General features: G+C 68.6%; 11 protein-coding genes. 7 read left to right on the forward strand and 4 right to left on the reverse strand.

Annotation, left to right across the window (positions count from 1 at the left end):
* The first annotated feature begins 18 nt into the window (after positions 1 to 18).
* From HDC96_RS01455 to HDC96_RS01480, 6 genes are all read left to right on the forward strand, one after another.
* The gene (locus tag HDC96_RS01455; RefSeq protein ID WP_179458443.1) at positions 19 to 1,497 is read left to right on the forward strand and encodes an NAD(P)H-hydrate dehydratase; all 1,479 of its coding nucleotides are present in this window, start codon (positions 19 to 21) and stop codon (positions 1,495 to 1,497) included.
* A gap of 2 nt (positions 1,498 to 1,499) precedes the next feature.
* Positions 1,500 to 1,982 (forward strand): tRNA (adenosine(37)-N6)-threonylcarbamoyltransferase complex ATPase subunit type 1 TsaE, encoded by a 483-nt coding sequence (tsaE, locus tag HDC96_RS01460; RefSeq protein ID WP_179458444.1) that lies wholly within the window; start codon positions 1,500 to 1,502, stop codon positions 1,980 to 1,982.
* A gap of 88 nt (positions 1,983 to 2,070) precedes the next feature.
* Positions 2,071 to 3,669 carry an N-acetylmuramoyl-L-alanine amidase gene (locus HDC96_RS01465; protein WP_179458445.1) on the forward strand — a complete coding sequence of 533 codons (1,599 nt, stop codon included), beginning with the start codon at positions 2,071 to 2,073 and terminating at the stop codon, positions 3,667 to 3,669.
* A gap of 107 nt (positions 3,670 to 3,776) precedes the next feature.
* Entirely contained in the window at positions 3,777 to 5,654 is a 1,878-nt protein-coding gene (gene mutL / locus HDC96_RS01470; RefSeq protein ID WP_179458446.1) for a DNA mismatch repair endonuclease MutL, read from the forward strand.
* A 10-nt stretch (positions 5,655 to 5,664) separates the two neighbouring features.
* On the forward strand, positions 5,665 to 6,606 hold the full coding sequence (locus HDC96_RS01475) for a DUF1684 domain-containing protein (protein WP_257018558.1): 942 nt from the start codon (positions 5,665 to 5,667) through the stop codon (positions 6,604 to 6,606).
* Positions 6,607 to 6,608: 2 nt separating this feature from the next.
* Positions 6,609 to 7,568 carry a TraB/GumN family protein gene (locus HDC96_RS01480; protein ID WP_179458447.1) on the forward strand — a complete coding sequence of 320 codons (960 nt, stop codon included), beginning with the start codon at positions 6,609 to 6,611 and terminating at the stop codon, positions 7,566 to 7,568.
* A 118-nt stretch (positions 7,569 to 7,686) separates the two neighbouring features.
* On the opposite strand, the gene phaR is transcribed toward HDC96_RS01480, so the two are convergent.
* The 3 genes from phaR to gluQRS all read right to left on the reverse strand — a co-directional run bounded on the left by phaR (position 7,687) and on the right by gluQRS (position 10,062).
* Positions 7,687 to 8,232: a polyhydroxyalkanoate synthesis repressor PhaR gene (gene phaR / locus HDC96_RS01485; protein ID WP_152153446.1), complete on the reverse strand. Its 546-nt coding sequence runs from the start codon at positions 8,230 to 8,232 to the stop codon at positions 7,687 to 7,689.
* Between the two features lie 134 nt (positions 8,233 to 8,366).
* Positions 8,367 to 9,107, reverse strand: a complete 741-nt coding sequence (gene phbB / locus HDC96_RS01490) for an acetoacetyl-CoA reductase (RefSeq protein ID WP_179458448.1) — start codon at positions 9,105 to 9,107, stop codon at positions 8,367 to 8,369.
* A gap of 52 nt (positions 9,108 to 9,159) precedes the next feature.
* Complete coding sequence (gluQRS, locus tag HDC96_RS01495; RefSeq protein ID WP_179458449.1) at positions 9,160 to 10,062, reverse strand: tRNA glutamyl-Q(34) synthetase GluQRS; 903 nt, start codon at positions 10,060 to 10,062, stop codon at positions 9,160 to 9,162.
* 93 nt (positions 10,063 to 10,155) lie between these two features.
* On the opposite strand from gluQRS, the gene htpX reads away from it, so the two are divergent.
* Complete coding sequence (gene htpX, locus HDC96_RS01500) at positions 10,156 to 11,028, forward strand: protease HtpX (protein WP_176989394.1); 873 nt, start codon at positions 10,156 to 10,158, stop codon at positions 11,026 to 11,028.
* A gap of 162 nt (positions 11,029 to 11,190) precedes the next feature.
* On the opposite strand, the gene HDC96_RS01505 is transcribed toward htpX, so the two are convergent.
* The gene (locus HDC96_RS01505) at positions 11,191 to 12,018 is read right to left on the reverse strand and encodes an inositol monophosphatase family protein (protein ID WP_019182815.1); all 828 of its coding nucleotides are present in this window, start codon (positions 12,016 to 12,018) and stop codon (positions 11,191 to 11,193) included.
* Positions 12,019 to 12,123 lie beyond the last annotated feature (105 nt).

Genomic DNA, 12,123 nt, shown 5'->3' on the forward strand with positions numbered 1-12,123 from the left:
CAAGTATAGAATCCCGGCATGCCCGAGCTTGCTGAACTGTTCGATATCGCCGCCGCGCGCCGCCTGGATGCGCAGGCCAGTGCCCTGCGGGGCGATGGCGGTGCCTCATTGATGGAACAGGCCGGCCAGGCCGCCTGGCACTACCTGCTGGAGCGCTGGCCGCAGGCGCAGCGGATCGGGGTGGTGGTCGGTGCCGGCAACAACGGCGGCGATGGCTACGTCGTGGCGCGCCTGGCCCGCGAGGCCGGCCGCCCGGTGACGGTGCTGCGGCTGGATACCGATGCCCCGGCGACGCCGTTGTCCCGGCAGGCCGAGCAGGCCTTCATCGCCGCCGGCGGTGGGGTGGAACGCTTCGATGGCCGCATGCCGGCGGTGGACCTGCTGGTGGACGCGCTGTTCGGCATCGGCCTGAACCGTGTCCCGGCTGGCGCGGCGGCCGATCTGATCACGGCCATCAACGCGGCGGGCGTGCCGGTGTTGTCGCTGGACGTCCCCAGCGGCGTGGATGCGCAGACCGGCAACGTGCCGGGCGTCGCGGTCCGCGCCACGCTCACGCTGCAGTTCATCGTGCGCCACCAGGGCCTTTACACCGGCGCGGCGCTGGAACATGTCGGCGGACGTCGCCTGGCGCCGCTGGAGCTGCCTCAAGCCGCAGTGGCAGGCGTGCAGCACAGCGCCGAGTGCTGGCAGCCATCGCGACTGCGTGCGCAGCTGCCGGCGCGCCGCGCCAACACCCACAAGGGCGAATCCGGCCACGTGTTGTGCGTGGGCGGCAATCTCGGCAGCGGCGGGGCGGTGATGCTGGCCAGTGAATCGGCGTTGCGCGCCGGCGCCGGGCTGGTCAGCGTGGCGACCCAGTCACCGCACGTCGCACCGCTGCTCGCGCGCCTGCCCGAAGCGATGGTGCATGCCGTGCAGGACGCGCAGGAGCTGCAGTCCCTGCTGCCCCGTGCCGGGGTGATCGCGATCGGGCCTGGCCTGGGCCAGGACGACTGGGCGCACGAACTCTGGCGGCAGGTGCTGGCCAGCGGCAAACCGCTGGTGATCGATGCCGACGCCCTGAATCTGCTGGCCAAGGCGCCACGGACACTCAGCGACGCGATCCTGACCCCGCACCCGGGCGAGGCGGCGCGGCTGCTCGGGCTGAGCACCGCGCAGGTGCAGGCCGACCGCTTCACGGCGGCGACCGCGGTGGCCGCGCGGTTCCACGCCGTGGTGGTGCTGAAGGGCGCCGGCACCGTGGTCGCCGCGCCCGACGCGCTGCCGCGGGTGGTGGCCGCCGGCAACCCCGGCATGGCCGTGGGTGGCATGGGCGACCTGCTCACCGGCATCATTGCCGCCCTGCGCGCGCAGGGGCTGGGCGCCTTCGACGCCGCCAGCACCGGCGCGCTGCTGCACAGCCTGGCCGGCGATGCCGCCGCCAGTGACGGCCAGCGGGGCCTGCTTCCCACCGATCTGCTGGCGCCGCTGCGCCGGCTGGTCAATCCGGACGTGTGAACATGATCGAGTTTTTCCTCGCGCAGACTGAAGACACCGACCTGCTCGGGCAGTGGCTGGCCGCGACCCGGCCGCCGCAGGCGGTGATGCAGCTGCAGGGCGACCTGGGCGCCGGCAAGTCCACTCTGGCCCGCGCCCTGCTGCGCGCGCTGGGCGTGCAGGGCGCGATCCGCAGCCCGACCTATACCCTGGTGGAGCGTTACCCGCTGGCGGACGGCCATGAGGCCTGGCACCTGGACCTGTACCGCATCGGCCAGGCCGAAGAGCTGGATTTCCTGGGGCTGGACGAAGGCAGCGCCTCGTTGTGGCTGGTCGAATGGCCCGAACGCGGGGCCGGCGCGCTGCCGCCCACCGACCTCGAAGTCGCGTTGGATATCCAGGGACAAGGACGCCGTGCCCGGCTTACCGGGACCAGCCCGGCGGGTCGTGAATGGCTGCAACGGCTGCCTCAACGGGGCGACTTGCAGGCCCTTTCTGCCGGCTGACACTAGGAAACACCGGCAGGTTACGGATTATTAAGGGAAAAGGAGTTGCATTTCATTCAGCGCAGTGATTGAATCCTGACCTATGCCAATGGGGAAATCTCTCGCTGCCCTCTGCACTGCCGTCGGACTCTGTCTGGCGAGCGCGCTGTCGTGGGCGGGCGAAGTCCGCCAGGTGGCCGTGGAGACCGGCGCGACCGGGACCCGTGCGGAGATTTCGCTGGCCGGCAGCGGGGGATACAAGACCCTGTCGCTGGCAGGGCCGAACCGCCTGGTGGTCGATTTCCCGGACTCCAGCGCGATCCGCAACCTCAAACTGCCTGCGCCGAAGGGCGTGGTTACCGCGGTCCGCACCGGGCAGCCGGTGCCGGGCACGTTCCGCGTGGTGTTCGACCTGGCCGAATCGGTGGCGCCGTTCCGCCCGCAGATGATCAAGCAGGGCGATCAGTCGCGGCTGGTGATCGAGTGGCCGGGCGATGCGCCGGCCGCGACCACCGTTGCCACTGCACCCGCGCCGCTACCTGCCGCTGCGCCTTCGCCGGCGCCAGCGTCTTCGACGCCGGCCGCCGCGCCGGCACCGAGCCCCGCGCAGACCGCCGCACAGGCGCGCAGCGATGCCGCGCGCGCCACGGCCTTGCTGACGGCTTCGGTGCGCCAGCAGGCCAGTGCCACGGTCGCCACCTCGGCGCCTGCCCCGGGCCCGACGGCGACCACCGCGACCACCGTGAATGTCGCGGCCGCCGGCACCGCCAACGCCGCCAGCAACAGCGCCTCGCCGGCGGCGATCCTGGCCGGTCAGGCAACCGGCGCCGTCGTCGCCAGGGCGCCGGTTCCCACGCCGGTGCCGACGCCGTCCCCGGTCACGCCGCAGGACAATCCGCGCCCGGCGATGCCCAGCGACGCCTCGCGGGTCAAGATGCGTGCCGGCATGCGGCCGCTGGTGATCGCGATCGATCCGGGCCATGGCGGCCAGGATCCCGGCGCGGTCGGCCCGACCGGCAAGCGCGAAAAAGACATCACCCTGGCAGTGGCGCGTGAACTGGCCCGCCAGCTCAACGCAACGCCCGGCCTGAAGGCCTACCTTACCCGCGACAGCGACGTGTTCATCCCGCTGCCGATGCGCGCGCAGAAGGCACGTGCGGCCAAGGCCGACATGTTCATTTCGATCCATGCCGATGCCGCAGAAAACCGTGCGGCGACCGGCTCGTCGGTGTATGTGCTCTCGACCAAGGGCGCCTCCTCGCAGCGCGCCCGCTGGCTGGCCGACAAGGAAAACGCCGCCGATCTGGTCGGTGGCGTACGCCTGCAGCAGACCGAAGGCACCCTGGCCAACGTGCTGCTCGATCTGGCCCAGAGCGGCTACATGAAAGCCTCCGAAGACGCGGCCGGGCACGTGCTCGGCGGCCTGAAGCGGATCGGCAAGAACCACAAGCCCAACATCGAACGCGCCAACTTCGCGGTGCTGCGTACCTCGGACATGCCGGCGATGCTGGTCGAAACCGCCTTCATCTCCAATCCGGATGAAGAGCGCCGCCTGATCGACCCGGCCTACCAGCGCCAGATCGCCGGTGCGGTGCTCGACGGCGTGCACACCTTCTTCAGCCGCCAGCCGCCGCCGGGTACCCTGTACGCCGCGCGCGCCCAGGCCGAAATCGACGCCGCCGGCACCGTGGCGGGTGGCAGCAAGTAACCCCTGCGGGTTGCATCGCCCGGCGCACGCTATCATCACGGGATGACGTCCGTTTCCCGCCTCCGCCCCGCCGCCCCGCCTGCCACCTCCGCTGCCGGGAGGTGCGCATGAGCATCCGCCAGCTCCCCGAGATCCTGATCAACCAGATCGCCGCCGGCGAAGTGGTCGAACGCCCTGCGTCCGTGGTCAAGGAACTGGTCGAGAACGCGCTGGATGCGGGCGCCACCCGGGTCGATATCGACCTGGAAGAGGGCGGCGTGCGGCTGATCCGGATCCGCGACGACGGCGGTGGCATCGCACCGGAAGAACTCGCGCTGGCGGTGTCGCGCCACGCCACCAGCAAGATCGCCAGTCTGGATGATCTGGAATCGGTGGCCACGCTCGGCTTCCGCGGCGAAGCGCTGCCATCGATCGCCTCGGTCAGCCGTTTCACCCTGAGCTCGCGCCGCGCCATCGACGCGCATGGCTCCGCCCTGCAGATCGAAGGCGGCCGGCTCGGCGAAGTGACCCCGCGCGCGCACGCGCCCGGCACCACGGTGGAAGTGCGCGAGCTGTTCTACAACGTGCCGGCGCGCCGCAAGTTCCTGCGTGCCGAGCGCACCGAGCTGGGCCATATCGAAGAGTGGCTGCGTTCGCTCGCGCTGGCGCGCCCGGATGTCGAGCTGCGCGTATCGCACAATGGCAAACCTTCGCGCCGCTACAAGCCCGGAGATCTGTATTCCGATGCGCGCCTGGGCGAGACGCTGGGCGAAGATTTCGCCAACCAGGCACTGCGCGTGGACCACAGCGGTGCCGGCCTGCGCCTGCATGGCTGGATCGCGCAGCCGCACTATTCGCGGGCCAGCACCGATCAGCAGTACCTGTACGTCAACGGCCGCTCGGTGCGTGACCGCAGCGTCGCGCACGCGGTGAAGATGGCCTACGGCGACGTGCTGTTCCATGGCCGCCAGCCCGCGTATGTGCTGTTCCTGGAACTGGACCCGACCCGCGTCGACGTCAACGTGCATCCGGCCAAGCATGAGGTGCGCTTCCGCGATTCGCGGTTGATCCATGACTTTGTCTACCGCACGCTCAAGGAAGCCTTGGCGGAAACGCGCGCTGGCATGACCGCGGCCGGTCCGCAGGTGCATGCCGCCGAGAGTGTTGCCACTGCGGCGCCCGCCTACGGTCTGCCGTCTTCCGGCGGCACCGGCCATGCACTCGCCGGTAATGGAGCAGGCGGTGGGGGTGGCATGGGTGGCGACTGGCGCCCGCAGCAATCACCGCTGGGGCTGCGCGTGGCCGATGCGCCATCCGCCTATGCAGCGCTGTATGGCGCACCCGGCGGAGCCTCCGCGGCGGGCACCTTGCCGCCGATGCCGACCGAAAACGGTCTGCCGGTGACCGCCGCCGACAGTGGCGTGCCACCGCTGGGCTATGCGATCGCGCAGCTGCATGGCATCTATATCCTGGCCGAGAACGCCGAAGGCCTGATCGTGGTGGACATGCATGCCGCGCACGAACGCATCGGCTACGAACGCCTGAAAACCGCGCACGATGGCATGGGCCTGCATGCGCAGCCGCTGCTGGTACCGATCACCCTGGCGGTCGGCGAACGCGATGCCGATACCGCCGAGCGCGAGGCCGAGACCTTGACCTCGCTGGGCTTTGAAATCACCCGCGCCGGCCCCGGCTCGCTGCACGTGCGCAGCATCCCGGCACTGCTGGCCAATGCCGAACCCGAGGCGCTGCTGCGCGACGTGCTGACCGATCTGCGCGAACATGGCCAGAGCCGGCGCATCGCCAGTGCCCGCGACGAACTGTTGTCGACCATGGCCTGTCACGGAGCAGTGCGCGCCAACCGGCGCCTGACGGTGCCGGAAATGAACGGACTGTTGCGCGACATGGAAATCACCGAACGCTCGGGTCAGTGCAATCACGGCCGACCGACCTGGGCGCGTTTTTCGCTGGCGGAAATCGACCGCTGGTTCCTGCGCGGACGTTGAGGGGAAGGTCATGGGGAAGCACTGGGGAGTGTGGGCCGCCGCGTTGCTGCTGGCAGTGGGCGTGTCCGCGTGTGGCGGCAAGGACGAGGCGGCGCCGGCCAAGGTCGCCATCGATCCGGCCTTCGAAGCCGGACAGCAGCAGTGGCGGCAACAGCGCTACGAGGAACTGCATGCCGCCGATGGCTGGACCAGCCTGGTCGGCCTGCATTGGCTGGAGCACAAAGCGCATTACATCGGTCGCGGGCCCGGCAGCGGCATCCGCCTCGCCGTGGGCCCGGACAAGCTCGGCATGGTCGCGCGTGAAGGCACGACCGTCTGGTTCACGCCGGAGCGTGGCGTGCCGATGCGCGTGGACGGCAAACCGGTCACCGGCCGCATCCGCTTCTTCAGCGATCGTGATCCCACCCCGACGGTCATCGCCTTTGACGACGACAAGGGCCGGCTCAGCCTGATCCATCGGGGCGAGCGTTTCGCGCTGCGGGTCAAGCATGCCGATGCGCCGTCGCGGACGAATTTCACCGGCCTGACGTACTGGCCGGGTGGTCCCACCTGGCGCGTCACCGCGCGCTTCGTGCCGCATCCGGCCGGCAAGACGCTGCCGATCGTGGACATCACCGGGTTGACCACCAACATGCCCAATGCCGGCGCACTGGAATTCGAGCGCGACGGCCGCACCTGGCGGCTGGAAGCGATCGGCGAACCGGGCCGCGACCTGTTCGTCATCTTCGGCGACCGCACCAGCGGCCACGGCAGTTATCCGGCCGGCCGCTATCTGGATCTGCCCGCGCCCGATGACCAGGGCCGCGTGGTGATCGATTTCAATCACGCCTACAACCCACCGTGCGCGTTCACCCCGTTCGCGACCTGCCCGCTGACGCCCCCTGAAAACCGCCTGGACCTGCGCGTGGACGCGGGCGAGCAGGCGTACCACGCTCCCGAAGGAGAGGTTTGAACATGTCGATGTTGTCGCGCCTGTTGTCCCCGATGCTGATCGCCGCGGGCCTGTTGATCGGTACCGGTGCTGTCGCCGCACGCCCGGCCGCGCCCGCCGCGCCCGTGGCCAAGGCCACGCCGCCGGTCCCGCTGCTGTGGAAAGTGACCGGCCCTGGCGACAGCCGCCTGTACCTGCTGGGCTCGTTCCACCTGCTGCAGCCCAGCGATTACCCCCTGTCGCCGGACGTCGACGCGGCGTTCGCGGCCTCGCAGCGCGTGGTGTTCGAGCTGTCCCCGCAGGACATGGAATCGCCGCAGCTGGCGCAGAAAATGGTGCAGGCCGCGGTGCGTACCGATGGTTCGGAACTCAAGCGCGACCTGGATGCGGCGACCTGGACCAGGCTGCAGGCCTACGCACAGGAGAACAAGCTGCCGCTGGCCCAGTTGCAGGGCATGAAGCCGTGGTTCGTCGGCCTGACCATCACCCTGAGCCAGTTCACCAAGATGGGCCTGGACCCGGCGCTCGGGCTGGATCGTCATTTCATGGCCCGCGCCGCGAGCGCAGGCAAGGCGACCGACGGGCTGGAGGACATCGACACCCAGGTCGCGGTGCTGTCGGGAATGTCGGCCAAGGAACAGCAGCAGATGGTGGCCGAGGCGCTGGAGCAGGCCGGCAAGGGCGATGAGATGGGCCGCAAGCTGCACGATGCCTGGCGCCGGGGCGACGACAAGCTGCTGTGGACCTCGATGGCCACTGAAATGCGCGGCCAGTACCCGCAGCTCTACAAGCGCATCAACAGCGACCGCAACGACGCCTGGGTGCCCAAGCTGCAGCAGCACCTGCAGGCCGGGCAGGGCGGCACGATGGTGGTGGTCGGCACCCTGCATCTGCTGGGCAACGATGGCGTGGTGGAAAAGCTGCGTGCCAAGGGCTACAAGGTCGAGCGCGTCTGCACCGGCTGCGCCAAGCCCAAGCGCTGACGTGCGCGGGCGGGACGGCGACAGGGCCGGCCGGCGACGGTGACGTCGCCCGGCCCCTGAACGAAAAAAGGCGCGGCCCGTGGGCTGCGCCTTTTCTTTGTGTGCGGGGTGCCTGGATTCAGCGGCGGGTCTTGCCCGCGCCCGGTGCCGGGGTTTCCGGCTTCTTGCCGGTGCCGGTCCCCGTGCCTGTGCCGGTACCCGTCCCGGTGCCACCCGGGCGGCCGCCGAAGCCGGTGCCCATGTTGCGCTGGAAGTCCTGCCACATTTCCATGTTGCGCTCGGTCAGCTGGTTCATCATCGCCCACGGGGTCTGGCCGAGGAGATTGCCCATCTGCTGGCGGAACTGCTGCTGCTGGTCCAGGAAGACCTGCATGCTGCGCTCCAGGTAGTTGCCCATGAAGCCCTGCAGCGAGTCGCCGTAGAAGCGGATCAACTGGCTGAGCAGCTGGGTGGACAGCATCGGTTCGCCGTCCTGCTCCTGGTCGGCGATGATCTGCAGCAGCACCGAGCGGGTCAGGTCATCGCCACTCTTGGCGTCACGCACCTCGAAGTCCTCGCCATCCAGGATCAGCTGGCGCACATCCTCTATGGTGATGTAGCTGGAGATTTCCGTGTCGTAGAGCCGGCGGTTCGGATACTTCTTGATAATGCGGGTCGCAGCCATGAAGCAGTCACTCATCACAGTAGGCGCGCAGCATGGCGCAGTGCAGCAGCCTATGCAACCGCCATAGGTAGCAAGGGGCCGCATTTATGTTGCGCAACATGGGGTGCAGCAAATGTGCCCTTTTCTCCGGGCCCTTACCACCCCATGTGGTGGCCGCCGTTGATGTCCAGGTTGGAGCCGGTGATCCAGGACGCTTCGTCGTTGACCAGGAAGGCCACCGCGTAGGCGATCTCTTCCGGCTTGCCGAGGCGGCCGGTGGGGATGTCGGCGATGATCTTGGCGCGCACCTCGTCCGGCACGGCCATCACCATGTCGGTGGCCACATAGCCGGGCGAAATCGTGTTCACGGTGATGCCGAAGCCTGCGTTCTCACGTGCCAGCGAAATGGTGAAGCCGTGCATGCCGGCTTTGGCGGCGGCGTAGTTGGCCTGGCCATACTGGCCCTTCAGGCCGTTGATCGAACTGATCTGGATGACCCGGCCCCAGCCGCGGCGGCGCATGCCCTCGATGACCGGGCGGGTGACGTTGAACACCGAGTTGAGGTTGGTGTTGATCACATCGTGCCACTGGTCCGCGCGCATGCGGTGGAACGTGGTGTCGCGGGTGATGCCGGCGTTGTTGATCAGGATCTCGACCGGGCCCAGCGCCGCTTCGACGGCCTGCACCATGCGCTCGGCGGTGCCGGGGTCGGACACATCGCCCGGGAAGATCGCCACATCGCAGCCGCGGGCCAGCATCTTCTCGCGCCAGGCCTTGGCTTTGGCTTCGTCACGGTAGTTGGTGGCGACCCGATGGCCCTGGTCGGCCAGACGTTGGCAGATGGCGGTACCGATACCGCCGGTACCACCGGTGACCAGTGCGACGCGAGATGTCATGAGCAGCTACTCCGAAAGGCAGGGCCAACAAGGGGAAAGCGATTCTGCAACATCAGCGGGCAAAAGGGGCAGCCTCGCCAGCCACGTGCAGGGTTGGAATGTCACCCGGTGGCAACCGTGCCGGATCGAAGCCGGCGGCGGCCTCCCGCAGCCAAGGGTCGACCTCGTCGACCGCCGCGCCGATGGTCGGGTCCTGGCCCAGCTGCCGCCACGCCTGGCGCAGGGCCGGCAGCGGTCGGGCGGGGTCGATCGGCAGCGCGGCCTCGGACTTGGACAGCTTGCGCCCGTCGGGGCCGAGCAGCAGGGGCAGATGCAGGTAGCGCGGCGTCGGCAACCCGAGTGCCCGCTGCAGCAGGATCTGGCGCGGGGTGGAGTCGAGCAGGTCGGCCCCGCGGACCACGTCGGTCACGTGCGCGCCATCGTCGACCACCACCGCCAGTTGGTACGCCCAGTAGCCGTCGGCCCGGCGCAGCACCACATCGCCGACCTCGGAGTGCACGTCCTGCACGATCGTGCCCTGCAGCCCGTCATTGAAGCGGACCACGCTGCCCGGTGGCACCCGCAGCCGCACGGCAGGGTGCGCACGTTCGGCGCGGGCCACGCAGCGGTGGTGGATGCCGCCCTGCGCGGCCAGCTCGCTGCGGCTGCAATGGCAGACAAACGCCTTGTCCTCGCGCAGCAGCTGCTCCAGCGCCGCCTCATACAGCGCGTCGCGCTGGCTCTGGTGCAGCACCGGCCCGTCGCTGACCAGTCCGCAGGCGGCCAGCATGGCCAGCTGGCCGCTCACCGCGCCGGGCACCGTTCGAGGAGGATCGACGTCCTCCACCCGCACCAGCCAGCGGCCGCCGGCGTGGCGCGCGAGCAGCCAGCTGCCCAGCGCCGCCAGCAGGGAGCCGGGGTGCAGGGGGCCGGTGGGCGAGGGCGCAAAGCGCCCGCAATAGGAGGGATCGGACATGGACTATGAATCGTCGGTCAGTTTGCGACTTGAATTCAAGCTGAAGTCACCGCAGATTTGCACTCATCAACCTCCCACGAGCGTCCTTTTCCCATGTTCAGTCGCATTGCTCTCTTCCTTCTGACCAACTTTGCGGTGCTGATCCTGGCCGGCATCGTGATGTCGGTACTGGGCGTCAATCCCAACCAGATGAGCGGTCTGCTGGTCTTTGCGGCCATCTTCGGCTTCGGCGGCTCGTTCATTTCACTGCTGCTGTCCAAGTTCATGGCCAAGCGCTCCACCGGCGCGGTGGTGATCACCGAGCCGCGCAACCAGACCGAGCGCTGGCTGCTGGCCACCGTGGAACGCCAGGCCCGCGAAGCCGGCATCGGCATGCCGGAAGTGGCGGTGTATGAAGGCCCTGAAATCAACGCCTTCGCCACCGGCGCCAACCGCAACAAGGCCCTGGTCGCGGTCTCCACCGGCCTGCTGCACAACATGAGCGAAGACGAAGCCGAAGCCGTGCTCGGCCATGAAATCGCCCACGTCGCCAATGGCGACATGATCACCATGGCGCTGCTGCAGGGCGTGCTCAACACCTTCGTGATCGTCCTGGCCCGCATCGTCGGCGGCTTCATCGACAGCGCCCTGTCCGGCAACCGCGAAGGCGGCGGCCGCGGCTTCGCGTACTACATCATCGTGTTCGTGCTGGAAATGGTGTTCGGCCTGTTCGCCACCATGATCTCCATGTGGTTCTCCCGCCACCGCGAATTCCGCGCCGACGCCGGCGGCGCCCACCTGGCCGGCCGCCAGAAGATGATCGCCGCGCTGGAACGCCTCAAGGTCAACCACGGGCAGAGCACCCTGCCGACCCAGATCGCCGCCTTCGGCATCGCCGGCGGCGCTGCCAAGAAGCTGTTCATGAGCCACCCGCCGCTGGACGAGCGCATCGCCGCGCTTCGCGCCGCCAACAACACCGTGGTGTAACCCACACCGCAGTGCGCTGACCAGAACGCCCGGCTTTCGCCGGGCGTTTTTGTTGGGCGTGCCTCACGCCCTCAGCAATGGAACCGCTGCCTATGCCCCTGCCGCTGCAAACGCAGACGGCGCCCGAAGGCGCCGTCGTCATGCAGATCGCGACCCGCCCGATCAGAACTTCGCGTCGAACTCCGCCGCGTAGCCCGTATTGACCAGGACCTTCTGCAGCGCATCGCTGATCTTCACGTTGCCCGCCACGATCTGCTGGGTTTCCGGACCACGGCTGTCCATGCGGGCCGGGGTCGCACCCTTGAAATCGCAGACCCGGCCGCCGGCCTCACGGACCAGCAGCACGCCGGCTGCGATATCCCACGCCTTCACGCCGGCCTCGAAGTACGCATCGGCGCGGCCACAGGCGACATAGGCCAGATCCAGCGCCGCCGAACCGGTGCGGCGCACATCTTCGGCCTGCACCAGCAGCGCATCGACGGCCTTCAGCTGCGCACTCGTGCGCTGGCGCTCACGCGGGGCAAAGCCGGTATGGATCATTGCGCCGCCCAGATCCTTGCGCTCGGCAATACGGATACGGCGGTCGTTGAACACCGCGCCCGCGCCACGGCTGGCGGTGAACAGCTCATTGCGGAGCGGATCGAAGATCACCGCGTCGATCGGCTCACCGTTCTCGACCAGGGCGATGGACACGCAGTAATGGGGGAAGCCGCGCAGGTAGTTGCTGGTGCCGTCCAGCGGATCGATGACCCACATGTAACGGTTGACCGACTGCACGCCACCTTCCTCACCCATGATCCCGTACTCGGGATAGGCGCGCTTGAGTTCCTTGACGATGACCTTTTCCGCATCTGCATCGACTTCACTGGCATAGTCCATGCGGCCCTTCTGCACGACGTTCAACGCCTCGAGCTTGTTGATGTTGCGCAACAGGACGTTGCCGGCGAGGCGGGCGGCCTTGACCATGACGGTGACGGCGGGTTTCTGCATGGCGAAAAGCTCCCGTAAAGGCAGAGTAGGGGTTTGGCGGGGGAAAAGAGCGGTCCCGGCGCAGAGGCCGGTCGCACAGTTTACCATTTGTCGCTGTCCTGCTCC

This window comes from Stenotrophomonas sp. JAI102 (genome assembly GCF_013409105.1).
Lineage (GTDB): Bacteria > Pseudomonadota > Gammaproteobacteria > Xanthomonadales > Xanthomonadaceae > Stenotrophomonas > Stenotrophomonas maltophilia_AA.